Source organism: Pseudomonas sp. N-137, from assembly GCF_034555295.1.
Taxonomy (GTDB): domain Bacteria; phylum Pseudomonadota; class Gammaproteobacteria; order Pseudomonadales; family Pseudomonadaceae; genus Aquipseudomonas; species Aquipseudomonas rhizophila.
Genome location: NZ_JAXUDQ010000029.1, coordinates 109,111 through 134,650 on the forward strand (window position 1 = coordinate 109,111; position 25,540 = coordinate 134,650).

The 25,540-nt window shown below is 61.2% G+C and carries 20 protein-coding genes and 1 pseudogene; 16 read left to right on the forward strand and 5 right to left on the reverse strand.

What is annotated here, in order from left to right; genetic code table 11:
* The first annotated feature begins 448 nt into the window (after window positions 1-448).
* On the forward strand, window positions 449-1,774 hold the full coding sequence (gene aceA, locus T3A99_RS20310; RefSeq protein ID WP_014337679.1) for an isocitrate lyase: 1,326 nt from the start codon (window positions 449-451) through the stop codon (window positions 1,772-1,774).
* A 226-nt stretch (window positions 1,775-2,000) separates the two neighbouring features.
* Here aceA and T3A99_RS27960 read toward each other — a convergent pair whose 3' ends face one another.
* Entirely contained in the window at window positions 2,001-2,918 is a 918-nt protein-coding gene (locus tag T3A99_RS27960; protein ID WP_371516483.1) for a methyl-accepting chemotaxis protein, read from the reverse strand.
* Window positions 2,904-3,923, reverse strand: a pseudogene (locus tag T3A99_RS27965) (methyl-accepting chemotaxis protein); the annotation flags it as partial. The pseudogene T3A99_RS27965 and the gene T3A99_RS27960, both read right to left, overlap by 15 nt.
* An 875-nt stretch (window positions 3,924-4,798) precedes the next feature.
* Between T3A99_RS27965 and T3A99_RS20320 the strand changes: the two are divergent.
* The 15 genes from T3A99_RS20320 (at window position 4,799) to T3A99_RS20390 (ending at window position 21,654) form a co-directional block, all read left to right on the forward strand.
* Window positions 4,799-5,212: an NADH-quinone oxidoreductase subunit A gene (locus tag T3A99_RS20320; RefSeq protein WP_011062185.1), complete on the forward strand. Its 414-nt coding sequence runs from the start codon at window positions 4,799-4,801 to the stop codon at window positions 5,210-5,212.
* 10 nt (window positions 5,213-5,222) lie between these two features.
* A complete protein-coding gene (locus T3A99_RS20325) occupies window positions 5,223-5,897 on the forward strand; it encodes a NuoB/complex I 20 kDa subunit family protein (RefSeq protein ID WP_047227733.1) in 675 nt (224 codons plus the stop codon).
* 72 nt (window positions 5,898-5,969) lie between these two features.
* Window positions 5,970-7,754: an NADH-quinone oxidoreductase subunit C/D gene (gene nuoC / locus T3A99_RS20330; RefSeq protein ID WP_047227734.1), complete on the forward strand. Its 1,785-nt coding sequence runs from the start codon at window positions 5,970-5,972 to the stop codon at window positions 7,752-7,754.
* 2 nt (window positions 7,755-7,756) lie between these two features.
* On the forward strand, window positions 7,757-8,254 hold the full coding sequence (gene nuoE / locus T3A99_RS20335) for an NADH-quinone oxidoreductase subunit NuoE (RefSeq protein ID WP_003203372.1): 498 nt from the start codon (window positions 7,757-7,759) through the stop codon (window positions 8,252-8,254).
* Window positions 8,251-9,609, forward strand: coding sequence for an NADH-quinone oxidoreductase subunit NuoF (nuoF, locus tag T3A99_RS20340; RefSeq protein WP_076385483.1), 1,359 nt, complete (start codon window positions 8,251-8,253; stop codon window positions 9,607-9,609). The genes nuoE and nuoF overlap by 4 nt, the downstream gene beginning before the upstream one ends.
* A 139-nt stretch (window positions 9,610-9,748) precedes the next feature.
* On the forward strand, window positions 9,749-12,463 hold the full coding sequence (gene nuoG, locus T3A99_RS20345) for an NADH-quinone oxidoreductase subunit NuoG (RefSeq protein ID WP_047227736.1): 2,715 nt from the start codon (window positions 9,749-9,751) through the stop codon (window positions 12,461-12,463).
* Window positions 12,460-13,467, forward strand: coding sequence for an NADH-quinone oxidoreductase subunit NuoH (gene nuoH / locus T3A99_RS20350; protein ID WP_047227737.1), 1,008 nt, complete (start codon window positions 12,460-12,462; stop codon window positions 13,465-13,467). The genes nuoG and nuoH overlap by 4 nt, the downstream gene beginning before the upstream one ends.
* A gap of 11 nt (window positions 13,468-13,478) precedes the next feature.
* Window positions 13,479-14,027, forward strand: coding sequence for an NADH-quinone oxidoreductase subunit NuoI (nuoI, locus tag T3A99_RS20355; protein WP_047227738.1), 549 nt, complete (start codon window positions 13,479-13,481; stop codon window positions 14,025-14,027).
* A 9-nt stretch (window positions 14,028-14,036) separates the two neighbouring features.
* Entirely contained in the window at window positions 14,037-14,537 is a 501-nt protein-coding gene (nuoJ, locus tag T3A99_RS20360) for an NADH-quinone oxidoreductase subunit J (RefSeq protein ID WP_047227739.1), read from the forward strand.
* A 4-nt stretch (window positions 14,538-14,541) separates the two neighbouring features.
* The gene (nuoK, locus tag T3A99_RS20365) at window positions 14,542-14,850 is read left to right on the forward strand and encodes an NADH-quinone oxidoreductase subunit NuoK (RefSeq protein ID WP_044463936.1); all 309 of its coding nucleotides are present in this window, start codon (window positions 14,542-14,544) and stop codon (window positions 14,848-14,850) included.
* Window positions 14,847-16,700 carry an NADH-quinone oxidoreductase subunit L gene (nuoL, locus tag T3A99_RS20370; protein WP_047227740.1) on the forward strand — a complete coding sequence of 618 codons (1,854 nt, stop codon included), beginning with the start codon at window positions 14,847-14,849 and terminating at the stop codon, window positions 16,698-16,700. The genes nuoK and nuoL overlap by 4 nt, the downstream gene beginning before the upstream one ends.
* Window positions 16,701-16,739: 39 nt before the next feature.
* Window positions 16,740-18,272: an NADH-quinone oxidoreductase subunit M gene (nuoM, locus tag T3A99_RS20375; protein ID WP_047227741.1), complete on the forward strand. Its 1,533-nt coding sequence runs from the start codon at window positions 16,740-16,742 to the stop codon at window positions 18,270-18,272.
* Window positions 18,273-18,279: 7 nt separating this feature from the next.
* On the forward strand, window positions 18,280-19,743 hold the full coding sequence (gene nuoN, locus T3A99_RS20380) for an NADH-quinone oxidoreductase subunit NuoN (protein WP_047227742.1): 1,464 nt from the start codon (window positions 18,280-18,282) through the stop codon (window positions 19,741-19,743).
* Between the two features lie 129 nt (window positions 19,744-19,872).
* The gene (locus tag T3A99_RS20385; RefSeq protein ID WP_047227743.1) at window positions 19,873-20,976 is read left to right on the forward strand and encodes an NAD(P)/FAD-dependent oxidoreductase; all 1,104 of its coding nucleotides are present in this window, start codon (window positions 19,873-19,875) and stop codon (window positions 20,974-20,976) included.
* 201 nt (window positions 20,977-21,177) lie between these two features.
* Window positions 21,178-21,654 (forward strand): hemerythrin domain-containing protein, encoded by a 477-nt coding sequence (locus T3A99_RS20390; protein WP_047227744.1) that lies wholly within the window; start codon window positions 21,178-21,180, stop codon window positions 21,652-21,654.
* A 55-nt stretch (window positions 21,655-21,709) separates the two neighbouring features.
* On the opposite strand, the gene T3A99_RS20395 is transcribed toward T3A99_RS20390, so the two are convergent.
* From T3A99_RS20395 to T3A99_RS20405, 3 genes are all read right to left on the reverse strand, one after another.
* On the reverse strand, window positions 21,710-22,588 hold the full coding sequence (locus tag T3A99_RS20395) for a LysR family transcriptional regulator (protein ID WP_047227745.1): 879 nt from the start codon (window positions 22,586-22,588) through the stop codon (window positions 21,710-21,712).
* Between the two features lie 250 nt (window positions 22,589-22,838).
* Window positions 22,839-23,474, reverse strand: a complete 636-nt coding sequence (ycaC, locus tag T3A99_RS20400) for an isochorismate family cysteine hydrolase YcaC (protein ID WP_076385491.1) — start codon at window positions 23,472-23,474, stop codon at window positions 22,839-22,841.
* 146 nt (window positions 23,475-23,620) lie between these two features.
* The gene (locus tag T3A99_RS20405) at window positions 23,621-25,459 is read right to left on the reverse strand and encodes an amidohydrolase (protein ID WP_047229368.1); all 1,839 of its coding nucleotides are present in this window, start codon (window positions 25,457-25,459) and stop codon (window positions 23,621-23,623) included.
* Window positions 25,460-25,540: the final 81 nt, after the last annotated feature.

Genomic DNA, 25,540 nt, shown 5'->3' on the forward strand with positions numbered 1-25,540 from the left:
AACTGACTGACGAGTCGTATTAGACCAAAGATGTAGTGCTATAAAAAAAGCACTACAAAACGTTTGACGAGCCAAAAAACCGAAGGCATGATGGCCTCGCTCCCGCTAATCAGGGGCCCTGGCAAGGGCCTTCGGGTCGACGCTTGCAACTACCCTGCGAGCCGATTCGTGTCTGTACCGCCCACAAGGTGTGTTTGACGAGGTTGCGACTGGAACGAAGTTGTCCCGAGGGACGGAAGCGTAACTAGGTAACCCGGCATCACTCTGAGTTCGTATAAAGGCCCACGACGCCCGAATGCGCCCGCAGTTCGCCTCTACCTGCTCACTTTCCCCTCGAGCCCATCGTTCATCCCGTCGCCTCCCCGCCTGAACCGACTTGACCGTCCAACCCCTGGTCGGCAGGAGCAGGAATTTTCCACCCCAGACCTATGCGACGAGGTTTATCTCCATGGCACTGACACGCGAACAGCAAATTGCAGCCCTTGAAAAAGATTGGGCTGAAAACCCGCGCTGGAAAGGCGTGAAGCGCAATTACTCCGCTGCTGACGTCGTCCGTCTGCGTGGCTCGGTTCAACCTGAGCACACTTTTGCGAAAATGGGCGCCGAGAAACTGTGGAACCTGGTCACCCAGGGCGCCAAGCCAGCCTTCCGTCCCGAGAAAGATTTCGTCAACTGCATGGGCGCCCTGACCGGCGGCCAGGCTGTGCAGCAAGTCAAGGCCGGTATCCAGGCGATCTACCTGTCGGGCTGGCAAGTGGCTGCGGACAACAACTCCGCCGAGTCGATGTACCCGGACCAGTCGCTGTACCCGGTGGATTCGGTTCCAACCGTGGTCAAGCGCATCAACAACTCGTTCCGTCGTGCCGACCAGATCCAGTGGAAAGCCGGCAAGAACCCAGGCGACGAAGGCTACATCGACTACTTCGCGCCAATCGTGGCCGACGCTGAAGCCGGTTTCGGCGGTGTACTGAACGCCTACGAGCTGATGAAGAGCATGATCGAAGCAGGCGCCGCCGGCGTTCACTTCGAAGACCAACTGGCTTCGGTGAAGAAATGCGGCCACATGGGCGGCAAAGTATTGGTGCCGACCCAGGAAGCCGTGCAGAAGCTCACCGCTGCCCGCCTGGCCGCCGACGTTGCCGGCGTACCGACCATCATCCTGGCCCGTACCGACGCCAACGCCGCTGACCTGCTGACTTCCGACTGCGACCCGTACGACCAGCCGTTCGTGACCGGCACCCGCACCCAGGAAGGCTTCTACAAGGTTCGCGCCGGTCTCGACCAGGCGATCGCCCGTGGCCTGGCCTACGCGCCGTACGCCGACCTGATCTGGTGCGAAACCGCCAAGCCGGATCTGGACGAGGCGCGTCGCTTCGCCGAAGCGATCAAGAAGGAATACCCGGACCAACTGCTGTCGTACAACTGCTCGCCTTCCTTCAACTGGAAGAAAAACCTGGACGACGCGACCATCGCCAAGTTCCAGCGCGAACTGTCCGCCATGGGCTACAAGCACCAGTTCATCACCCTGGCCGGCATTCACAACATGTGGCACAGCATGTTCAACCTGGCGCACGACTACGCCCGCAACGACATGACCGCCTACGTGAAGCTGCAAGAGCAGGAGTTCGCTGACGCCGCCAAGGGCTACACCTTCGTGGCTCACCAGCAGGAAGTGGGCACCGGCTACTTCGACGACATGACCACCGTGATCCAGGGCGGCACCTCCTCGGTAACCGCGCTGACCGGCTCCACCGAAGAAGAGCAGTTCCACTGATCCTCGGCATGCCTTGAGTCAACGGCCCTTGTGGACCGAATAAAAGCTAACCGCAAAGCCGACGTTCTACAGCCCCGACTGGTTCGGGGCTTTTTTTCGCCGTTTTTCCAGCTTTCACCAACCGTTGATCGTCAAGGCCATGCGGTTTTTTGGTATGAGTGGGGATCGGAACGACCATTGCTGGAATTACCAGTTGGAGCATGGCCGCCAGAACGCCCCCCCCCTTTCACACCTTGAAGTGACTGACCAACTGCTGCAACTGGTTACCCAGGCGCGCCAATTCGATGCTGGAGGCTGCGGTTTCTTCGCTGGCTGAGGCGGTCTGTTCGGATACATCGCGCACACTCAGGACACTGCGACTGATTTCCTCGGCCACCGAGCTTTGTTGCACCGCGGCGGCGGCAATCTGTTGGTTCATGGCCTGAATGCCAGAAACCGCCTGGGTGATGTTACCCAGGGATGTGCCGGCCTTGCATGCCAATTCCACGCTGCTGTCGGTCAGTTCGCGGCTGCTCTGCATAATGCTCGATACCTGACGCGTGCCGCTCTGCAAGCCCGCCACCAGGCTCTCGATCTCTTCGGTGGAATGCTGGGTACGCTGGGCCAGCCCACGTACTTCGTCGGCGACCACGGCAAAACCGCGCCCGGCGTCACCCGCGCGAGCGGCCTCAATGGCGGCGTTAAGGGCCAGCAAGTTGGTCTGCTCAGCCACCGCCCTGATCACGTCCATGATCTTGCCGATGCGACCGCTTTCTTGCTCCAGCTCGTTCATGGCGTCGACTGAGCGCCCGACCTCGCTGGCCAAGCGCTCGATCTGAACGATGGCTTGCGCGACCACTTGGTCGCCAATACGGGCTTGTGCATCGGCCTCTGAAGCGGCTGCGCGAGCCTGTTCGGCATTACGCGCGACTTCATGCACGGTAACCGACATTTCGTGCATGGCGGTCGCCACCTGATCGGTCTCGATCTTCTGACTATTGACCCCGGCACTGGTCTGCTCAGTAACAGCCGATAGCTCTTCGGCGGCACTGGCGATTTGGGTGACACCATCGCGGATGCCACCGATCAGGTCGCGCAAGGTGCTGCCCATACGCTGAATACCCTGCTGCAAGACACCCAGCTCATCACGACGAGTCACGATCATGTGTTGCGTGAGGTCGCCTGCCGCAATGCGATCGACCACAGCCAATGTGTCTTGCAACGGCCGTGTAATCTGGCGGGTGATGATCAGGGCGGCGAAAATCCCCAACAACATCGCCAAGGCCGTACAGCTCAGCTGCAGAATGCGAGCCTGGGCGCTGTCTTCGTCACGGGACGCCAGTTGGCTGGCATACATTTCGTCAGACAGACGGGTGATGGTTTCACCCAAATCGGTGGTGTCCTGCACAGCCTTGCCTATGGCCTGATTACTGGCCGTGAAGTCCTGTACCGAACGACGGTAAGCAATCAGCGCGGTTTCCAACTGCTTGATGGTGTCGGCATAGGTTGGGCCGAAAGCGCTGTTGAGCGCTTCGATGCTCTTGAACGCATTTTCGAGCTGGCGGGTGGCGGCTTGTTCGGTGGCGCTGTTGGGGTTGCCGGTATAGCCACGCACTTCATAACGCACCAGCGCCACGTCCTCTTTGGCCTTGAGAATAAGCTTGTAAAGGTCAAAGCGGCGCTCATCCGAGGCGGGCAGTGCTTCCACGTCAGCGATGACCCTGGCAATCAGCGCGGCGCCCTTGACCGCATTGACGCCCATTTCCTTGCGCATGGCTGCGTCATTGCGATAAGCCTCGCGCATCGTATTGAGTGCCACTTGATACTGCGTGCTGGCCTGCTCGATCAGAGCAAGTTTCTTCAGGTTTTCCGGTTTTCTCAGTTCTTTGGCGAGGCTTTTCTGCTGGGCGACAAACTGCTCCAGCGACGCCTGGATCAATGCACCCTTTTGTTCATCACCCCGGTCCAACTGGTACTGCAAGCGAGCTCTGCGCAGGTGATCAAGGCGGTTGCCCAGTTCGGTAATGCTGGTCATTCGATCCGTGCGCTCGATCATTTTCCCCAGGCTGAACCAGCCGGTCGCGGCGAGAATAGCGGTCAGAAGCAGCACAACAGCAAAGCCCAAAGCCAGCTTGAGCATAACGCTCATATTCGCGATCCAAGAGTTCATGACTTTCCTTTGGTATCAGCCACGAACGATGAAAACTGACGCGGCTATCTAAGAAGGGGCCGAAAATCTAACCAGCATTGATATAGATGATTAGATGAATGAAGCATAAAGATAGCCATTTGATATCACCTCTTCAAGACCTTAAACCCAACCTCGTGCCGTTTTTTGCTCGCACGACGGTGGTCGCTTAAACACGAAATACCCTGGCCATAGGATCTGCGCGGGGCTAGCTGAGCGACATTGATCGGACGCCCACGGCTTTTTTGAGCCGTTTTTTTTCAAGCAATCTACTCTGTAGGAGCTAGCCTGCATCTGTGGGTGCCAAGCTTGCCCGTAATGAACGATTGCGCAGTCTGCCTCGGGACAGCGTTGCCGGCATCGCGAGCAAGCTTGGCTCCCACAGGAGCAGTCCCCATGCAGATCCAACCTTCACCGAGCCCGCCCCCCCCAAAAAAACTGCGGCGCACGGTTAGAAAAATTGATCGAACGCAGTATTGGGCAGTCCGAAAAGGAGTAAAACGTCCGACGCTGACAATTGCAGTAGCGGCAATGTAAGGCTGCCCCTCGGACACAACACTAAGTGCGTAGCAGAAAGGCCGCCACAGATAATAATAATTATCATTTGAAAGCCATTATCATTGTTGCATTCCGCACGAAATATTATTGATCAACAGCCGGCCAACGCCCACGGGGCCGGGGCCGCAGGGTCCTGGAGGTACGCTATGTGCTTATTCCAATAAATAATTTCGCTATAGGAATTTTACTTGCCCGGTGTTTAGCCATAAAATCACCGCGATTGATTGCTGCGACATATCGTCACTGCGTTATTTCTTTTCAAGCTCAGAGACCTTTGCTCTCTGTTAAGGATTTCCAGCATGCCCGAAGCGACAGGACTCATGGCCCACAACTGGGGCTTTGCCATTTTCCTTCTGGGCGTTGTCGGCCTGTGTGCCTTCATGCTCGGCGTGTCGAGCCTGCTCGGGTCAAAAGCCTGGGGCCGCAGCAAAAATGAACCGTTCGAGTCCGGCATGCTGCCTACCGGTGGCGCCCGCTTGCGGCTCTCAGCCAAATTCTATCTGGTCGCGATGCTCTTCGTGATCTTCGATATCGAAGCCCTCTTTCTCTTTGCATGGTCTGTGTCCGTCCGCGAAAGCGGCTGGACCGGATTCGTCGAAGCTCTCGTTTTCATAGCAATTCTGTTGGCAGGTCTTGTCTACCTTTGGCGGGTGGGGGCTCTTGATTGGGCTCCGGAAGGTCGTCGTAAGCGGCAAGCGAAGCTGAAACAATGAGGCTTTGGCAATGCAATACAATCTCACCAGGATCGACCCCGATGCTCCTAACGAGCAGTATCCGATTGGCGAGCGGGAAACCGTTTCCGATCCGTTAGAAGATCAAGTCCACAAAAACATCTTCATGGGCAAGCTCGAAGACGTGCTGAACAACACGGTCAACTGGGGTCGCAAGAACTCCCTGTGGCCGTACAACTTCGGCCTTTCGTGCTGCTACGTGGAAATGACCACCGCCTTCACGGCGCCCCACGACATCGCGCGCTTTGGCGCCGAGGTGATCCGGGCATCGCCGCGCCAGGCGGATTTCATGGTTATTGCCGGGACCTGCTTCATCAAGATGGCGCCGATCATCCAGCGTCTCTACGAGCAAATGCTCGAACCGAAGTGGGTTATCTCCATGGGTTCGTGCGCCAACTCCGGTGGCATGTACGACATCTATTCCGTCGTTCAAGGGGTGGACAAGTTCCTGCCCGTGGACGTCTACGTGCCTGGCTGCCCGCCTCGCCCTGAAGCTTTCCTGCAAGGCTTGATGCTGTTGCAGGAGTCGATTGGCCAGGAGCGTCGCCCACTGTCCTGGGTCGTTGGTGATCAAGGCGTCTATCGCGCCGAGATGCCATCGCAAAAGGAACAGCGTCGCGAACAGCGTATCGCAGTCACCAACCTGCGCAGCCCCGACGAAGTCTGATCCAGCTCTGCTCTGCATAAGAAACGAGAACCTGGCTTCATTCTTTACGTTGACCGAAAGCGATAAATAACCATGACTACAGGCAGTGCTCTGTACATCCCGCCTTACAAGGCAGACGACCAGGATGTGGTCGTCGAACTGAACAACCGTTTTGGCCCCGAGGCGTTCACCGCCCAGCCGACCCGCACCGGCATGCCAGTGCTTTGGGTTGCCCGCGCCAAACTCGTCGAAGTCCTGACTTTCCTGCGCAACCTGCCCAAGCCGTACGTCATGCTCTATGACTTGCATGGCGTGGACGAGCGTCTGCGCACCAAGCGTCAAGGGCTGCCCGACGGCGTCGATTTCACCGTGTTCTATCACCTGATGTCGATCGAGCGTAATAGTGACGTGATGATCAAGGTCGCCTTGTCCGAGAGCGACCTCAGCGTGCCGACCGTGACCGGTATCTGGCCGAACGCCAACTGGTACGAACGTGAAGTGTGGGACATGTTCGGGATCGATTTCCCCGGCCACCCGCACCTGACGCGCATCATGATGCCGCCGACCTGGGAAGGTCACCCGCTGCGCAAGGACTTCCCGGCCCGCGCCACCGAGTTCGATCCGTTCAGCCTGTCCCTGGCCAAGCAACAGCTCGAGGAAGAAGCCGCGCGCTTCAAGCCGGAAGACTGGGGCATGAAACGCTCCGGGGCGAACGAGGACTACATGTTCCTCAACCTGGGCCCGAACCACCCTTCGGCCCACGGTGCATTCCGCATCATCCTGCAGCTGGACGGCGAAGAGATCGTCGACTGCGTCCCGGACATCGGTTACCACCACCGTGGCGCCGAGAAAATGGGCGAGCGCCAGTCCTGGCACAGCTACATTCCCTACACCGACCGCATCGATTACCTCGGCGGCGTGATGAACAACCTGCCGTACGTGCTTTCGGTCGAGAAACTGGCCGGGATCAAGGTGCCGGAAAAGGTCGACGTCATCCGCATCATGATGGCCGAGTTCTTCCGGATCACCAGCCACCTGCTGTTCCTGGGTACCTACATCCAGGACGTTGGCGCCATGACCCCGGTGTTCTTCACCTTCACCGACCGCCAGAAGGCCTACACGGTGATCGAAGCCATCACCGGTTTCCGCCTGCACCCGGCCTGGTACCGCATCGGTGGGGTTGCCCACGACCTGCCGCGGGGCTGGGAAAAGCTGGTCAAGGATTTCGTCGAATGGATGCCCAAGCGCCTGGACGAATACACCAAGGCCGCCTTGCAGAACAGCATCCTCAAGGGCCGTACCATCGGGGTCGCCGCCTACAACACCAAAGAGGCCCTGGAATGGGGTGTCACCGGTGCGGGCCTGCGTTCCACCGGCTGCGATTTCGACCTGCGCAAGGCGCGCCCTTACTCCGGCTACGAAAACTTCGAATTCGAAGTACCGCTGGCAGTCAATGGTGATGCCTATGACCGCTGCATGGTTCGCGTCGAGGAGATGCGCCAGAGCATCAAGATCATCGACCAGTGCATGCGCAACATGCCGGAAGGCCCGTACAAGGCGGATCACCCGCTGACCACGCCGCCGCCCAAAGAGCGCACGCTGCAACACATCGAGACCCTGATCACGCACTTCCTGCAGGTTTCGTGGGGCCCGGTCATGCCGGCCAACGAGTCCTTCCAGATGATCGAAGCGACCAAGGGCATCAACAGTTATTACCTGACGAGCGACGGCGGCACCATGAGCTACCGCACCCGGATTCGCACCCCAAGCTTCCCACACCTGCAGCAGATCCCTTCGGTGATCAAAGGCAGCATGGTCGCGGATATGATTGCGTACCTGGGTAGTATCGATTTCGTTATGGCCGACGTGGACCGCTAAGCATGAATAGCACGCTTATCCAGACAGACCGTTTCGCCCTGAGCGAAACCGAGCGCTCGGCCATCGAGCACGAGCTGCATCACTACGAAGACCCGCGCGCGGCGTCGATCGAAGCCCTGAAGATCGTTCAGAAGGAGCGTGGCTGGGTGCCTGACGGCGCGCTCTACGCCATCGGCGAGATCCTCGGCATCCCGGCCAGCGACGTCGAAGGTGTTGCCACCTTCTATAGCCAGATCTTCCGCCAGCCAGTGGGTCGCCACATCATTCGCGTCTGCGACAGCATGGTCTGCTACATCGGCGGCCACGAGTCCGTGGTCGGCGAGATCCAGAACAAGCTGGGCATCGGCCTGGGCCAGACCACCGCAGACGGGCGCTTCACCCTGCTGCCGGTGTGCTGCCTGGGCAACTGCGACAAGGCCCCGGCGCTGATGATCGACGACGACACCTTCGGTGACGTCCAGCCTGACGGCGTCGCCAAACTGCTGGAGGGCTACGTATGACCCTGACTTCCTTCGGGCCCGCCAACCGCATCCAGCGTTCGGCCGAAACCCATCCCCTGACCTGGCGTCTGCGTGACGACGGCGAAGCGGTGTGGCTGGACGAATACCAGGCCAAGAATGGCTACGCCGCCGCGCGCAAGGCATTCACCGACATGGCCCAGGACGACATCGTCCAGACCGTCAAAGACTCCGGCCTCAAGGGTCGCGGCGGTGCCGGCTTCCCCACTGGCGTGAAGTGGGGCCTGATGCCCAAGGACGAGTCCATCAACATCCGCTACCTGCTGTGCAACGCGGATGAAATGGAGCCCAACACCTGGAAAGACCGCATGCTGATGGAGCAACTGCCCCATCTGCTGATCGAAGGCATGCTGATCAGTGCCCGTGCGTTGAAAACCTACCGTGGCTACATCTTCCTGCGCGGCGAATACACCACCGCCGCCAAGCACCTGAACCGTGCCGTGGAAGAAGCCAAGGCCGCTGGCCTCTTGGGCAAGAACATCCTGGGTTCGGGCTTTGATTTCGAGCTGTTCGTCCACACCGGTGCCGGGCGCTACATCTGCGGTGAAGAAACCGCACTGATCAACTCCCTGGAAGGCCGCCGCGCCAACCCGCGCTCCAAGCCGCCCTTCCCTGCCGCCGTCGGCGTGTGGGGCAAGCCGACCTGCGTGAACAACGTCGAGACCCTGTGCAACGTGCCGGCGATCATTGCCGACGGCGTGGACTGGTACAAATCCCTGGCCCGCGACGGCAGCGAAGACATGGGCACCAAGCTCATGGGCTTCTCCGGCAAGGTCAAGAACCCGGGCCTGTGGGAACTGCCATTCGGCGTCACCGGCCGCGAGCTGTTCGAAGACTACGCCGGCGGCATGCGCGACGGTTACAAGCTCAAGTGCTGGCAGCCCGGCGGCGCCGGCACCGGCTTCCTGTTGCCGGAACACCTGGACGCACAAATGTACGCCGGCGGCATCGCCAAAGTCGGCACCCGTATGGGTACCGGTCTGGCCATGGCGGTGGACGACAGCGTCAACATGGTTTCCCTGCTGCGCAACATGGAAGAATTCTTCTCCCGTGAATCGTGCGGTTTCTGCACCCCTTGCCGCGATGGCCTGCCGTGGAGCGTCAAGCTGCTGCGCGCCATTGAAAACGGCGAAGGCCAGGCCGGCGACATCGAGACCCTGCTGGGTCTGGTGGGTTTCCTCGGCCCGGGCAAGACCTTCTGTGCTCATGCACCGGGTGCCGTGGAGCCGTTGGGCAGCGCGATCAAATACTTCCGCTCTGAATTCGAGGCCGGCATCGCGCCAACGCGCGCAGGCGATCTCAATCAGGTGGTCACGCCGACCATGGTCGGCGCGTAACGACGCTTTAAAAGGCGAAGGGTCCGTGCCCTTCGCCTTTCGTCCGATGACGCCTTTGAAAGGCTGTTTGGATTCGGACGAATAACAAGATTCCATTAGCCACGCCCGCTGACACCGGGCCAACGAAGAACTTTGAACCATGGCCACTATCCACGTAGACGGCAAAGAGCTCGAAGTCGATGGCGCAGACAACCTGTTACAGGCATGTCTGTCCCTGGGCCTCGACATCCCTTATTTCTGCTGGCACCCCGCCCTTGGCAGCGTAGGCGCCTGTCGCCAATGCGCGGTCAAGCAGTACACCGACGAAAACGACAAGCGTGGTCGGATCGTCATGTCCTGCATGACCCCCGCCACCGACGGCAGCTGGATCTCCATCGACGACGAAGAAGCGAAAGTGTTTCGCGCCAGCGTCGTCGAATGGCTGATGACCAACCACCCTCACGACTGCCCGGTCTGTGAGGAAGGCGGCCACTGCCACCTGCAAGACATGACGGTGATGACCGGTCACAACGAGCGCCGTTATCGCTTCACCAAGCGCACCCACCAGAACCAGCAACTGGGCCCGTTCATCTCCCACGAGATGAACCGCTGCATCGCCTGCTACCGCTGCGTGCGTTTCTACAAGGACTACGCCGGCGGCACCGACCTGGGCGTGTTCGGCGCCCACGACAACGTGTACTTCGGTCGAGTTGAAGACGGCACCCTGGAAAGCGAGTTCTCCGGCAACCTCACCGAGGTCTGCCCGACCGGTGTGTTCACCGACAAGACTCACTCCGAGCGCTACAACCGCAAGTGGGACATGCAGTTCTCGCCGAGCATCTGCCATGGCTGCTCCAGCGGTTGCAACATCTCCCCGGGCGAACGCTACGGCGAACTGCGTCGCATCGAGAACCGCTTCAACGGTTCGGTGAACCAGTACTTCCTGTGCGACCGTGGCCGTTTCGGCTATGGCTACGTCAACCGCAAGGATCGTCCGCGCCAGCCATTGCTCGCCAACGGCGCCAAGCTGAGCCTGGACGAAGCGCTGGACAAGGCCGCCGAACTGCTGCGCGGGCGCAACATCGTCGGTATCGGTTCGCCACGTGCCAGCCTGGAAAGCAACTACGCCCTGCGTGAACTGGTCGGCGCCGAGCACTTCTACAGTGGCATCGAAGCCGGTGAGCTGGAACGCATCCGCCTGGTCCTGCAAGTGCTCAAGGACAGCCCGCTGCCCGTGCCGACGATGCGTGACATCGAAGACCACGATGCGGTGTTCGTCCTGGGTGAAGACCTGACCCAGACCGCCGCGCGCATGGCCCTGGCCCTGCGCCAGTCGGTCAAGGGCAAGGCCGAAGACATGGCTGACGCCATGCGCGTGCAGCCATGGCTCGATGCCGCCGTGAAGAACATCGGCCAGCACGCGCTGAACCCGCTGTTCATTGCCAGCCTGGCTGAAACCAAGCTCGACGACGTCGCCGAAGAATGCGTCCACGCAGCACCGGATGACCTGGCGCGCATCGGTTTTGCCGTGGCCCACGCCCTGGACGCCAGTGCCCCGGCCGTCGAAGGTCTGGACAGTGAAGCGGCCGCCCTGGCCCAGCGTATCGCCGACGCCCTGCTCGCGGCCAAACGCCCACTGATCATCGCCGGCACCTCGTTGGGTTCCAAGGCGCTGATCGAAGCCGCCGCCAACATCGCCAAGGCGCTGAAGCTGCGCGAGAAGAACGGTTCCATCAGCCTGATCGTGCCGGAAGCCAACAGCCTCGGCCTGGCCATGCTCGGTGGCGAGTCGCTGGACGCGGCCCTGCAAGCGGTGATCGACGGCAGCGCCGACGCCATCGTGGTGCTGGAAAACGACCTGTACACCCGCACCGACAAGGCCCGGGTGGACGCTGCCCTGAATGCCGCGAAAGTGCTGATCGTTGCCGACCACCAGAAAACCGCCACCACCGACCGCGCCCACCTGGTGCTGCCGGCGGCGAGCTTCGCCGAAGGCGACGGTACGCTGGTCAGCCAGGAAGGTCGCGCCCAGCGCTTCTTCCAGGTGTTCGACCCGACTTACCTGGACGCCAGCATCCTGGTCCATGAAGGCTGGCGCTGGCTGCATGCCCTGCGCGCCACCTTGCTGAACCAGCCGATCGACTGGACGCAACTGGACCACGTCACCGCCGCCGTCGCTTCGAGCAGCCCGCAACTGGCTCGCATCGTCGATGCCGCGCCATCGGCCGCGTTCCGCATCAAGGGCCTGAAGCTGGCCCGCGAACCGCTGCGCTACTCCGGTCGCACCGCGATGCGCGCCGACATCAGCGTCCACGAACCACGGACCTCCCAGGACAACGACACTGCGTTCTCGTTCTCCATGGAAGGTTACTCGGGCTCCGCCGAACCGCGCTCGCAAGTGCCGTTCGCCTGGTCGCCGGGCTGGAACTCGCCGCAAGCCTGGAACAAGTTCCAGGACGAAGTCGGCGGTCACCTGCGTGCCGGTGACCCGGGCACTCGCCTGATCGAAAGCCAGGGCGATGGCCTGAGCTGGTTCGCCAGCGTGCCGCGCGCCTTCAACCCGGCACCGGGCACCTGGCAGGTCGTACCGTTCCATCACCTGTTCGGCAGTGAAGAGAACTCTTCCAAAGCCGCTCCGGTCCAGGAACGCATCCCGGCCGCCTACGTGTCGCTGGCCAAGTCCGAAGCCGATCGCCTGGGCGTCAACGACGGTGCCCTGCTGAGCCTGAACGTCGCGGGCCAGACCTTGCGTCTGCCGCTGCGCATCAATGAAGAACTGGGCGCCGGCCTGGTGGCCCTGCCGGCTGGCCTGGCGGGTATTCCACCGGCGATATTCGGCAAAACCGTCGACGGTCTGCAGGAGGCAGCGCAATGAGCTGGTTTACCCCTGAAGTGATCGACGTGATCCTGACGGTTCTCAAGGCCATCGTGATTCTGCTGGCCGTGGTGGTCTGCGGTGCGCTGCTGAGTTTCGTCGAACGTCGCCTGCTGGGCTGGTGGCAGGACCGCTACGGTCCGAACCGCGTCGGCCCGTTCGGCATGTTCCAGATCGCCGCCGACATGATCAAGATGTTCTTCAAGGAAGACTGGACGCCGCCGTTTGCCGACAAGGTGATCTTCACCCTGGCACCGGTCGTGGCCATGAGCGCCTTGCTGATCGCCTTCGCGATCATCCCGATCACCCCGACCTGGGGCGTGGCGGACCTGAACATCGGCCTGCTGTTCTTCTTCGCCATGGCGGGTCTGTCGGTGTACGCGGTGCTGTTCGCCGGCTGGTCGAGCAACAACAAGTTCGCCCTGCTGGGCAGCCTGCGGGCCTCGGCCCAGACCGTGTCCTACGAAGTGTTCATGGGCCTGGCGCTCATGGGCGTGGTGGTCCAGGCCGGCTCGTTCAACATGCGCGACATCGTCGAGTACCAGGCCCAGAACCTGTGGTTCATCATTCCGCAGTTCTTCGGTTTCTGTACCTTCTTCGTGGCCGGCGTGGCCGTGACTCACCGTCACCCCTTCGACCAACCGGAAGCGGAACAGGAACTGGCCGACGGCTATCACATCGAATATGCCGGCATGAAATGGGGCATGTTTTTCGTCGGTGAATACATCGGCATCATCCTGATCTCGGCACTGCTGGTGACGTTGTTCTTCGGTGGCTGGCACGGTCCGTTCGGCATCCTGCCGCAACTGTCCTTCGTCTGGTTCGCCCTGAAGACCGCGTTCTTCATCATGCTGTTCGTCCTGCTGCGCGCCTCGATCCCGCGCCCGCGCTACGACCAGGTGATGGACTTCAGCTGGAAATTCTGCCTGCCGCTGACCCTGATCAATTTGCTGGTGACCGCTGCGATCGTGTTGATGAACACGCCTGCGGCCGCGGTTCAGTGAGGATTTGACCCATGTTCAAATATATTGGCGACATCGTTAAGGGTACCGGTACCCAACTGCGAAGCCTGGTCATGATCTTCGGCCATGGCTTTCGCAAGCGCGACACCCTGCAATACCCTGAAGAAGCGGTCTACCTGCCGCCGCGTTATCGCGGCCGCATCGTCCTGACCCGCGATCCCGACGGCGAAGAACGCTGCGTGGCCTGCAACCTGTGCGCCGTGGCGTGCCCGGTGGGCTGCATCTCGTTGCAGAAAGCCGAAACCGAAGACGGTCGCTGGTACCCGGACTTCTTCCGTATCAACTTCTCGCGCTGCATTTTCTGCGGCCTCTGCGAGGAAGCGTGCCCGACCACCGCGATCCAGCTCACGCCGGATTTCGAAATGGCCGAGTTCAAACGTCAGGACCTGGTGTACGAGAAAGAAGATCTGCTGATTTCCGGTCCCGGTAAAAACCCTGATTACAACTTCTATCGTGTTGCAGGTATGGCCATTGCCGGTAAGCCAAAAGGCGCCGCGCAAAATGAAGCCGAACCGATCAACGTGAAGAGCTTGCTGCCTTAAGGAAGAAAGATGGAATTCGCTTTCTATTTCGCATCGGGTATCGCGGTGGTCTCCACGCTTCGAGTGGTCACCAACACCAACCCTGTGCACGCCCTGCTCTACCTGATCATCTCGCTGATCGCCGTGGCCATGACCTTCTTCAGCCTCGGTGCGCCGTTTGCCGGTGCGCTGGAAGTGATCGCCTACGCCGGCGCCATCATGGTGCTGTTCGTGTTCGTGGTGATGATGCTGAACCTGGGCCCGGCCTCGGTGCAGCAAGAACGTTCCTGGCTCAAGCCGGGCATCTGGGCGGGGCCGGTGATTCTCGCCGCGCTGCTGCTGGGTGAACTGCTGTATGTACTGTTCGCTCACCAGAGCGGCCAGGCCATCGGCCACACCACCGTAGACGCCAAGGCCGTGGGCATCAGCCTGTTCGGTCCGTACCTGCTGGTGGTCGAACTCGCCTCGATGCTGCTGCTTGCCGCAGCCGTCACGGCGTTCCATTTGGGCCGTAACGAGGCGAAGGAGTAATCACATGCCTGCTATCCCTCTCGAGCATGGTCTGGCGGTTGCCGGCATCCTGTTCTGCCTCGGTCTGGTCGGCCTGATGGTCCGCCGCAACATTCTGTTCGTGCTGATGAGCCTGGAGGTCATGATGAATGCCTCCGCCCTGGCCTTCATCGTCGCGGGCGCTCGCTGGGCGCAGCCGGATGGACAAGTCATGTTCATCCTGGTGATCAGCCTGGCAGCCGCTGAGGCCAGTATCGGCCTGGCGATTCTGTTGCAGCTGTATCGCCGCTTCCACACTCTCGATATCGACGCTGCCAGCGAGATGCGCGGATGAACCTACTCTTTCTGACTTTCGTATTTCCCCTCATCGGTTTCCTGCTGCTGTCGTTCTCTCGTGGACGCTGGTCGGAAAACCTTTCGGCGCTGGTTGGCGTGGGGTCCATCGGCCTGTCTGCCATCGTCACGGCCTACGTGATCTGGCAGTTCAACGTCGCCCCGCCTGAAGGTGGCGCGTACGTGCAGGTGCTGTGGCAGTGGATGGCGGTGGAAGGCTTCACGCCGAACTTCGCCCTGTACCTGGATGGCCTGTCGGTGACCATGCTGGGCGTGGTGGTCGGCGTGGGTTTCCTGATCCACCTGTTCGCCTCCTGGTACATGCGCGGCGAAGCCGGTTACTCGCGCTTCTTCGCCTACACCAACCTGTTCATCGCCAGCATGCTGTTCCTGGTGCTCGGCGATAACCTGCTGTTCCTGTACTTCGGCTGGGAAGGCGTGGGCCTGTGCTCGTACCTGTTGATCGGTTTCTACTACAGCAACCGCAACAACGGTAACGCGGCGCTCAAGGCGTTCATCGTGACCCGGATCGGCGACGTGTTCATGGCCATCGGCCTGTTCATCCTGTTCCAGCAACTGGGCACCCTGAACATCCAGGAGCTGCTGGTACGTGCTCCGCAGCACTTCCAGGCCGGCGACTTCTGGATCGTCCTGGCGACCCTGATGCTGCTGGGCGGCGCTGTCGGTAAATCCGCGCAACTGCCGTTGCAGACCTGGCTGGCGGATGCGATGGCTGGTCCTACCCCGGTTTCGGCACTGATCCACGCCGCAACCATGGTGACCGCCGGTGTCTACTTGATCGCCCGTACCCACGGCCTGTTCGCCCTGGCGCCAGACATCCTGCACCTGGTCGGCATCGTCGGTGGCGTGACATTGGTGCTGGCCGGTTTCGCAGCCCTGGTCCAGACCGACATCAAGCGTATCCTCGCCTACTCCACCATGAGCCAGATCGGCTACATGTTCCTGGCCCTGGGCGTCGGCGCCTGGGAAGGCGCGATCTTCCACCTGATGACCCACGCCTTCTTCAAGGCGCTGCTGTTCCTTGCTTCCGGTGCGGTGATCGTTGCCTGCCACCACGAGCAGAACATCTTCAAGATGGGCGGCCTGTGGAAGAAACTGCCACTGGCCTACGCCAGCTTCATCGTCGGCGGCGCGGCCCTGGCGGCCCTGCCACTGGTCACCGCCGGTTTCTACTCCAAGGACGAGATCCTCTGGGAAGCGTTCGCCAGCGGCAACCAGGGTCTGCTCTATGCCGGCCTGGTGGGTGCGTTCATGACCTCGCTGTACACCTTCCGCCTGATCTTCATCGCGTTCCACGGTGAAGCCAAGACCGAAGCCCACGCTGGCCACGGCATTGCCCACTGGCTGCCACTGTCGGTGCTGATCGTGCTGTCGACCTTCGTCGGCGCCCTGATCACGCCACCGCTGGCCGATGTCCTGCCGCAAAGCGTCGGCCATGCCGGCGGCGACGCCAAGCACAGCCTGGAAATCGCTTCGGGCGCCATTGCCCTGGCCGGTATCCTGCTGGCCGCCCTGCTGTTCCTGGGCAAGCGTCGCTTCGTCACGGCGATCGCCAACAGCGGCATCGGGCGATTCCTTTCGGCCTGGTGGTTCGCTGCCTGGGGCTTCGACTGGATCTACGACAAACTGTTCGTCAAGCCATACCTTGCGATCAGCCACATTCTGCGCAAAGACCCGCTCGACCAGACCATTGGCCTGATCCCGCGCATGGCCAAGGGCGGCCACACTGCCCTGAGCCGTACCGAGACCGGTCAACTGCGTTGGTATGCGGCTTCCATGGCGGCTGGCGCCGTGCTGGTTATCGGCGCCATCGTGCTGGTAGCGGTCTGATATGAACCTTGCGAACTTGCGAAAGGAAACGAGCCCGTCATGATTCTGCCCTGGCTAATCCTGATCCCCTTCATCGGCGGCCTGCTGTGCTGGATGGCGGAGCGTTCAAGCTCCACCCTCCCGCGCTGGATTGCGCTGCTGACCATGTCCCTGGAACTCGCACTCGGCCTCTGGCTCTGGGCGACCGGCGACTATTCATTTGCTCCGGCCCCTGGCGCCGATCCAACCTGGGCGCTTGAGTTCAAGCACATCTGGATCGAACGCTTCGGTATCAGCGTGCATCTGGCTCTCGACGGCCTGTCGCTGCTGATGATCCTGCTGACCGGCCTGCTGGGTATCCTCTCGGTCCTGTGCTCCTGGAAAGAGATCCAGCGTCACGTCGGTTTCTTCCACCTGAACCTGATGTGGATCCTGGGCGGTGTCGTCGGCGTGTTCCTGGCGCTGGACCTGTTCATGTTCTTCTTCTTCTGGGAAATGATGCTGGTGCCGATGTACTTCCTCATCGCGCTCTGGGGTCACAGTTCTTCGGACGGCAAGAAAACCCGGATCTACGCGGCGACCAAGTTCTTCATCTTCACCCAGGCTTCCGGCCTGATCATGCTGGTGGCGATCCTTGGCCTGGTGCTGGTCAACTTCAACAACACCGGCGTGATTACCTTCAACTACGCCGACCTGTTGAAAGTGCAGATGTCGCGCACCACCGAGTACGTGCTGATGCTGGGCTTCTTCATCGCCTTCGCGGTGAAGCTGCCGGTGGTGCCGTTCCACTCCTGGCTGCCGGACGCCCACGCCCAGGCGCCGACCGCAGGTTCCGTGGACCTGGCCGGTATCCTGCTCAAAACCGCCGCCTACGGCCTGCTGCGCTTCGCCCTGCCGCTGTTCCCCAATGCCTCGGCCGAGTTCGCGCCGATTGCCATGACCCTGGGTCTGATCGGGATTTTCTACGGTGCGTTCCTGGCGTTCGCCCAGACCGACATCAAGCGCCTGATCGCCTTCTCCAGTGTTTCGCACATGGGCTTTGTGCTGATCGGGATCTACTCCGGCAGCCAGTTGGCCCTGCAAGGCGCGGTGATCCAGATGCTGGCCCACGGCCTGTCGGCTGCGGCACTGTTTATCCTCAGCGGCCAGTTGTACGAGCGTCTGCACACTCGGGACATGCGTGAGATGGGCGGTATCTGGTCGCGCATCGCTTACCTGCCGGCCATCAGTCTGTTCTTCGCCGCGGCGTCCCTGGGCCTGCCGGGCACCGGTAACTTCGTCGGCGAGTTCCTGATCCTGATCGGCTCGTTCGTCAGCGCTCCGTGGATCACCGCCATCGCCACCTCTGGCCTGGTGTTCGGTTCGGTCTACTCGCTGATCATGATCCACCGCGCCTACTTCGGCCCGACCAAGTCGGATGAAGTGCTGCGCGGCATGGACGGTCGCGAACTGATCATGGTGCTCGGCCTTGCGGTGCTGCTGGTTTACCTCGGCGTCTACCCGCAACCGTTCCTCGACACCTCTGCCGCCACGATGCATGGCGTGCAGCAGTGGCTCGGCACCGCCTTCTCTCAACTCGCTTCGGCCCGGTAAGAGCGCTATGGAATTCACGATTCAACACTTTATCGCGCTTGCGCCGCTGTTGATCACCAGCGCCACGATCATCGTGGTGATGCTGGCGATCGCCTGGCGGCGCAATCACTCACAGACCTTCCTGCTGTCGGTGGCGGGGCTGAACCTGGCCCTACTGTCGATTCTGCCGGCCCTGAAAGTCGCGCCGCTGGCGGTCACCCCGCTGTTGCAGATCGACAGCTTCGCCTGCCTGTACATGGCGCTGATCCTGGTCGCCACCCTCGCCTGCGTCACCCTCGCCCACGCCTACCTCGGCGATGGCGGTACGGGTTACCCGGGCAACCGTGAAGAACTGTACCTGCTGATCCTGATGGCCGCCGCCGGTGGCCTGGTCCTGGTCAGCGCGCAGCACCTGGCCAGCCTGTTCATCGGTCTGGAGCTGCTGTCGGTGCCGGTCTACGGTCTGGTGGCCTATGCCTTCTTCAACAAGCGCTCCCTGGAAGCGGGCATCAAATACATGGTGCTGTCGGCCGCCGGTTCCGCGTTCCTGTTGTTCGGCATGGCCCTGCTCTACGCCGAAGCCGGCACCCTGAGCTTCGTCGGCATCGGTCAGGCCCTGGCGGCCACCGGCCTGCCTAGCCCGATCGCGCAACTGGGCCTGGGCATGATGCTGATCGGCCTGGCGTTCAAGCTGTCGCTGGTGCCTTTCCACCTCTGGACCCCGGACGTCTACGAAGGCGCCCCGGCGCCGGTGGCGGCGTTCCTGGCCACCGCGTCGAAAGTCGCAGTGTTCGCGGTGATGGTGCGGTTGTTCCAGATCTCGCCAGTGGCCAGCAGCGGTGTGCTGAGTGACGTGCTGACCATCATTGCCATCGCGTCGATTCTGTTCGGTAACCTGCTGGCGCTGACCCAGAGCAACCTCAAGCGTCTGCTGGGTTACTCGTCCATCGCCCACTTCGGTTACCTGCTGATCGCGCTGATCGCCAGCAAGGGCCTGGCGGTGGAAGCCATCGGCGTGTACCTGGTCACCTACGTGATCACCAGCCTCGGCGCGTTCGGCGTGATCACCCTGATGTCCTCGCCGTACAACGGCCGTGACGCCGACGCTCTGTACGAATACCGCGGCCTGTTCTGGCGCCGTCCGTACCTGACCGCCGTGCTGACTGTGATGATGCTGTCCCTGGCCGGCATCCCGCTGACCGCAGGCTTCATCGGCAAGTTCTACATCATTGCCACCGGCGTCGAGGCTCACCAATGGTGGCTGGTCGGCTCCCTGGTGCTGGGCAGTGCCATCGGCGTGTTCTACTACCTGCGCGTGATGGTCACCCTGTACCTGATGGAACCGAACCTGCGTCGCCACGATGCCGAGTTGCACTGGGAACAGAAGGCAGGCGGCGTGATGCTGCTGGCTATCGCCGTACTGGCGTTCTTCCTCGGTGTGTACCCGCAGCCGTTGCTGACCCTGGTTCAGCAGGCCGGCCTGACGGGTTGATCACCCGAACGCTGTAGCATCAAAAAATGCCCGTATCGCTTGATACGGGCATTTTTTTTGGGCTGTAGAAGTCGCCTACCTCGGGCTATCCTGAGGCGCTTGAACATACGACTCCAAGAGGGAAAGGCTTTGGGCATGGACATCGATTGCGTGGTGGTGGGCGCTGGCGTGGTCGGGCTCGCCGTGGCTCGGGAACTGGCCCAGGCCGGTCACGACGTCCTGTTGATCGAAGCCGGCGAAGCCATTGGCATGGGCACCAGCTCGCGCAATTCCGAAGTCATCCATGCCGGCATTTATTACCCTCCGGGAAGCCTCAAGGCGCAACTATGCGTCGAGGGTCGCCAGCGGTTGTACGCGTATTGCGCGAGTCATGGGGTCGCGACCCACAGGCTTGGCAAATTGATCGTTGCCAAGGATCAGTTTCAGGTGGAGGGTCTCAAGGCCTTGCTTGAGCGAGGATTGAAGAACGGTGTCGACGACCTGCGTCTGCTCGATCAGCAGCAGGCGCTGGAGCTGGAGCCCGCTCTGGCGTGCGTGGCCGCGCTGTATTCGCCTTCCACCGGTATCGTCGACGCGCACGCACTGATGCTGGCCTTGCAGGGGGATGCCGAAGCGGCCGGTGCCGACATCGTATTTCACACGCCCTTGCTGAGGGCACGGACCATCACCGGAGGTTTCATGCTGGAGCTGGGTGGTACGGCGCAGATGAGCGTGTCCTGCCGCCGACTGATCAACGCCGCCGGCCTCCAGGCGCCCGCCCTCGCCCGCCGTATCGAAGGCTTGGCGCCGCACTCGGTGCCCCGCGATTATCTGTGCAAGGGCAACTACTTCAGCCTGACTGGACGCGCGCCTTTTCGACATCTGATCTACCCCGCTCCGGAAGCTGCCGGCTTGGGCATTCACATGACCCTGGACCTGGCGGGCCAGGCCCGATTCGGTCCGGACACCGAGTGGCTCGAGCGCGAGGACTACCGCGTGGACCCGGCCCGCGCCGAAGTTTTCTACCCGGCGATTCGCAATTATTGGCCCGGCTTGCCGGACCAAAGCCTGCAACCGGGCTATAGCGGCATCCGCCCGAAAATTTCCGGCCCCGACGAGCCGGCCCGGGACTTCCTCATCAGCAGCCCCGCCGAGCATCAGGTCCCGGGGCTGATCAATCTGTTCGGGATCGAATCGCCAGGGCTGACCTCCTGCTTGGCGCTCGCCGGGCGGGTGCGGCAACTGATCGTCTAGCGGAGGGGGCAGCGCAAAGTGCAATGCATTTTTCCATGCCCTCATGCAGGCTGCACGACCCGCAAAAAACAGGCCGATATAACCTGCTGTTTTAAAACGAGTTTATATAAATCATTGGCTGGCACGACTGATGCAATTTCCCTGTAACGCGGCGTTGGCGCTTGAAGCCGGCCCGCATCCGTGAATTGCCAGGAGCTACATATGAACGCCATCGACCTGTTGAAAGCCGACCATGAACGCGTCAAGGCCATCCTTGCCCAGCTGAGCGAATCAACCAGCCGGGGCATCAAGAAACGCACCGACCTGTTGGCGAAGCTGGAAATGGAAATCTCCATTCATACCCGACTGGAAGAAGAGATTCTCTATCCGGCCTACAAGCAGGCCGGCGGCAAGGAGCAGGCCGAGATGTACTACGAGGCCAAGGAAGAGCACCGCACCGTCGACTCGCTGGTGCTGCCGGACCTGAAGAACACCGACCCGTCCACCCCAGAATTTGCCGGCCGGGTGAAAGTGGTCAAAGAGTTGCTTGAGCACCATATCGAAGAAGAGGAAACCGAGATGTTCCCTCAAGCCAAAAAGCTGCTGGGCAAAGCGACGCTGGAGTCGTTGGGCGAGCAGATGGAAGCCATGAAGGCGCAGTACAAAAAAGAAATGAGCAGCTCCAGCCTGGCCGCTTGATCAGGCGCTGCCGATGCGTTCAGCCGTTTGCCACGGCTGAACGCAGCCGGGCAGCTCACTGCATCTGTTCTCGCAAGAACTCCAACAGCGCCTGCACCGGGCGCGAACTTTGCCGATGTTGCGGATAGACCGCCGACAGCGCCAAGGCCTCTGTCTCGAAGCCTTCGAGCACCTTGATCAATCGACCGTCCTTCAATGCCTCTCCGACAATGAACGTCGGCAGATACGTGATGCCCATGCCCGCGATAGCCGCGTCCCTGAGTAAATCGCCGTTATTGGCACGCATGCGTCCGGCGACCTCCAGGGTCAGCGGTTTGCTGCGTCCACCGAACCGCCATTGCACCTGACGGCTATGCCCATAGGGCAGGCAATCGTGATTGCGTAGGTCTTCGGGCCGTTCGGGCGTGCCGCGTTGCGCCAGGTAGGCGGGGCTGGCGCAGTACACTCGCTCGATGGTCGCGATACGCCGGGCGATCAACGTCGAATCCTCCAGCACGCCAATGCGCAGCGCGATGTCGTAGCCTTCCCCCAGCAGGTCAACCGAGCGATCACTCAAATCCACTTCGACACTCACCTCTTGGTGGCGCTGCAAGAACAGCGGTAACAGGCTGCCCAGGTGCGCGACCGCGAACGAAAGTGGTGCGCTAAGACGAATGGTGCCGCGAGGCTCGCTGGTCTGGCCGCTGATGCCCTGCTCCACCTGTTCGACTTCACTGAGCAGGCGCAGCGCTGCTTCGTAATAGCGCTGGCCCAGCGGTGTCACATCCAGCCGTCGTGTCGAGCGATTGAGCAAACGCACGCCCAGTCGTTGCTCCAGCTCCATGAGCTTGCGGCTGACGAACTGCTTGGACAGCCCGAGCTTTTCCGCCGCCGCGGTGAAACTGCCCGACTCCATGACCTGGGCAAAAATGCGCATTTCTTCGAAGGGGTTCATTGTCATTCCAGGGTGGACAGTCAGGATGTTCTGGTGGGTATTGTGGATAGGGTGAGACAGGTTGCATAGAGGGTGAAGGTGTAGCCGTCATCGCGAGCAAGCTTTGCTCCCACAAGGATCTTGTGGTCACCCTGAATAAATGTGGGAGCGAGCCTGCTCGCGATGACGGCCGATCAGCTTGCCTAAAAGTGGATGCCATGTACAAAAACGCCCGCACAAGGCGGGCGTCATCCAGCAGCAACCACTCAGCTTACTTGGCGGTCAGCGCCGAATAGCTGTTCATCAGGTTACGGTAGTTGGGGATACGCTGGGACAGCAGATTGCCCAGGCCTTCGATGTCGTTGCGCCAGTCGCGGTGCAACTCACAGGCCACCGAGAACCAGTTCATCATCTGCGCGCCGGCAGCCGTCATGCGCACCCAGGCCGCCTGTTGCACGGTTTCGTTGAACGTACCCGAAGCGTCGGTGACGACAAACACTTCGAAACCTTCGGCCAATGCCGACAGCGTCGGGAATGCCACGCAGACGTCGGTTACCACGCCAGCGATGATCAGTTGCTTGCGGCCGGTGGCCTTGATCGCCTTGACGAAGTCTTCATTGTCCCAGGCGTTGATCTGGCCTGGGCGCGGAATGTACGGCGCGTCCGGGAACATTTCCTTGAGCTCTGGCACGATCGGGCCGTTAGGGCCGTCTTCGAAGCTGGTGGTCAGGATGGTTGGCAGCCCGAAGAATTTCGCCAGGTCAGCCAGGGCCAGCACGTTGTTCTTGAACTCGTTGGGCGAGAAGTCCTGGACCAGGGAAATCAGACCCGTCTGGTGATCGACCAGCAGAACGACTGCGTCGTCCTTGTTCAGGCGATTGTAAGCGTAAGCAGGAACGTTGCTCATGGGATGACTCCTTTGGGATGGTTTGTGACAAAACCCTGTGGGAGCGAGCTTGCTCGCGATAGCGGAATGTCAGGCGGAGGCGATGTTGAATGTTCCGCCGCCATCGCGAGCAAGCTCGCTCCCACAGGAGAAAATCGGTGTGTCAGTCAGAAGGCAAAGCAGGAGCAGCCAAACGCGCCCCAGAAGCCCTGAAAATCGCTGACTGGAACGTTCGACAGCCGCGCCCGTTCATGGCTATGGGCGTGCACCGTGCACGGGCCGCTGCACTGGTGGACTTGCGCCTGCAACGGTGAAGTCGGACGCCAGTGGCCGGGCACCTTGACCACCGGCGACCAGTCCGGGAGTACCGGCACGCTGGCGGGGCCGAGTTTTTCGAAGTCGCCGGCGCCGTACACCACCTTGCCGTCGACCACTGTCAGCACCGACTCGATCCACTTGATGGCCTCTTCCTCGACGCTGAAGAAATCCGCGCTCAGTGCCGCCAGGTCCGCCAGTTGGCCGACCTTGATCTGGCCTTTCTTGCCCTGCTCCGAGGAGAACCAGGCGCTGCCATGGGTGAACAGTTCCAGCGCCGTCAGGCGCGGCAGGCCTTCTTCGTGCAACGAGAGGCCACCGACGGTGCGGCCGCTGACCATCCAGTACAGCGAGGTCCAGGGGTTGTAGCTCGACACCCGAGTAGCGTCGGTACCAGCCCCCACCGGCACGCCTTCGGCCAGCATGCGCTTGATCGGTGGCGTGGCCTCGGCGGCCTTGGCACCGTAGCGGTCGACGAAATATTCACCCTGGAAGGCCATGCGGTCCTGGATCGCGATACCGCCGCCCAGCGCTCGCACGCGTTCGATGTTCTTCGGTGTGATGGTCTCGGCGTGGTCGAAGAACCACGGCAGGCCGTTGAACGGAATGTCGCGGTTGACCTTCTCGAACACATCGAGCATGCGGCTGATGGATTCGTCATAGGTGGCATGCAGGCGGAACGGCCAGCGTTGCTCCACCAGGTGCCGAACCACCGGCTCCAGATCTTGCTCCATGCCCGGTGGCAGGTCCGGACGCGGTTCGAGGAAGTCTTCAAAATCCGCTGCCGAAAACACCAACATCTCACCGGCGCCGTTGTGCCGCAGGAAGTCATCGCCCTGGTGCAACTTGACGCTGCCGGTCCAGTTCTTGAAGTCGGTGAGTTCTTCCTTGGGTTTCTGGGTGAACAGGTTGTAAGCGATGCGCACCGTCAACTGCTGCTCGCGCGCCAGTTGCTCGATCACCGCGTAATCATCCGGGTAATTCTGGAAGCCGCCGCCGGCATCGATGGCGCTGGTCAGGCCCAGGCGATTGAGTTCACGCATGAACTGGCGCGTGGAGTTGACCTGATACTCCAAAGGCAGCTTCGGCCCCTTGGCCAAAGTCGAGTAAAGGATCATTGCGTTGGGCCGCGCCACCAGCATGCCGGTGGGTTCGCCCTTGCTGTCGCGCACGATCTCGCCGCCCGGCGGGTTTGGCGTATCGCGGGTGTAGCCAGCCACTCGTAGCGCCGCGCGGTTGAGCAAGGCACGGTCATACAGGTGCAAGACGAATACCGGGGTGTCCGGGGCTGCCTGGTTGAGTTCTTCCAGAGTCGGCATGCGTTTTTCGGCAAACTGGAATTCGTTCCAGCCGCCCACCACCCGCACCCATTGCGGCGTCGGCGTGCGATCGGCCTGGTCCTTGAGCATGCGCAAGGCATCGGCCAGGGACGGCACGCCTTCCCAGCGCAGTTCCAGGTTGTAGTTCAGGCCACCACGGATCAGGTGCAAGTGCGAGTCGTTGAGCCCGGGAATGACGGTGCGGCCCTTGAGATCGATAACCTGGGTGCCGCTGCCGCGCAGGGCCATGGCCTCGGCGTCGGTCCCTACCGCGACGAAGCGCCCCTGGCTGATGGCGACCGCACTGGCGCGGGGCTTCTCACGGTCGACGGTATGGAACTGGCCATTGAATAGAATCAGATCGGCGTTCATCGGACTTCCTTTGGCGAAAAATGTGCAGGTGAATCAATCGGTGCTGGCATTTAGAAGGGGCTGCTCCGCAGCCAGCGGGGA

Excerpts from the sequence above, each read along its gene's own strand:
- nuoC (WP_047227734.1), top strand. The coding sequence starts at position 5,970 with ATGACTACAGGCAGTGCTCTGTACATCCCGCCTTACAAGGCAGACGAC.
- T3A99_RS20395 (WP_047227745.1), bottom strand. The coding sequence starts at position 22,588 with ATGAACCCCTTCGAAGAAATGCGCATTTTTGCCCAGGTCATGGAGTCG.
- T3A99_RS27960 (WP_371516483.1), bottom strand. The coding sequence starts at position 2,918 with ATGATCGTGACTCGTCGTGATGAGCTGGGTGTCTTGCAGCAGGGTATT.
- nuoL (WP_047227740.1), top strand. The coding sequence starts at position 14,847 with ATGAACCTACTCTTTCTGACTTTCGTATTTCCCCTCATCGGTTTCCTG.
- T3A99_RS20325 (WP_047227733.1), top strand. The coding sequence starts at position 5,223 with ATGCAATACAATCTCACCAGGATCGACCCCGATGCTCCTAACGAGCAG.
- aceA (WP_014337679.1), top strand. The coding sequence starts at position 449 with ATGGCACTGACACGCGAACAGCAAATTGCAGCCCTTGAAAAAGATTGG.
- T3A99_RS20320 (WP_011062185.1), top strand. The coding sequence starts at position 4,799 with ATGCCCGAAGCGACAGGACTCATGGCCCACAACTGGGGCTTTGCCATT.
- nuoE (WP_003203372.1), top strand. The coding sequence starts at position 7,757 with ATGAATAGCACGCTTATCCAGACAGACCGTTTCGCCCTGAGCGAAACC.
- nuoF (WP_076385483.1), top strand. The coding sequence starts at position 8,251 with ATGACCCTGACTTCCTTCGGGCCCGCCAACCGCATCCAGCGTTCGGCC.
- nuoH (WP_047227737.1), top strand. The coding sequence starts at position 12,460 with ATGAGCTGGTTTACCCCTGAAGTGATCGACGTGATCCTGACGGTTCTC.
- T3A99_RS20405 (WP_047229368.1), bottom strand. The coding sequence starts at position 25,459 with ATGAACGCCGATCTGATTCTATTCAATGGCCAGTTCCATACCGTCGAC.
- nuoN (WP_047227742.1), top strand. The coding sequence starts at position 18,280 with ATGGAATTCACGATTCAACACTTTATCGCGCTTGCGCCGCTGTTGATC.
- nuoI (WP_047227738.1), top strand. The coding sequence starts at position 13,479 with ATGTTCAAATATATTGGCGACATCGTTAAGGGTACCGGTACCCAACTG.
- nuoK (WP_044463936.1), top strand. The coding sequence starts at position 14,542 with ATGCCTGCTATCCCTCTCGAGCATGGTCTGGCGGTTGCCGGCATCCTG.
- nuoM (WP_047227741.1), top strand. The coding sequence starts at position 16,740 with ATGATTCTGCCCTGGCTAATCCTGATCCCCTTCATCGGCGGCCTGCTG.
- nuoJ (WP_047227739.1), top strand. The coding sequence starts at position 14,037 with ATGGAATTCGCTTTCTATTTCGCATCGGGTATCGCGGTGGTCTCCACG.
- T3A99_RS20390 (WP_047227744.1), top strand. The coding sequence starts at position 21,178 with ATGAACGCCATCGACCTGTTGAAAGCCGACCATGAACGCGTCAAGGCC.
- nuoG (WP_047227736.1), top strand. The coding sequence starts at position 9,749 with ATGGCCACTATCCACGTAGACGGCAAAGAGCTCGAAGTCGATGGCGCA.
- ycaC (WP_076385491.1), bottom strand. The coding sequence starts at position 23,474 with ATGAGCAACGTTCCTGCTTACGCTTACAATCGCCTGAACAAGGACGAC.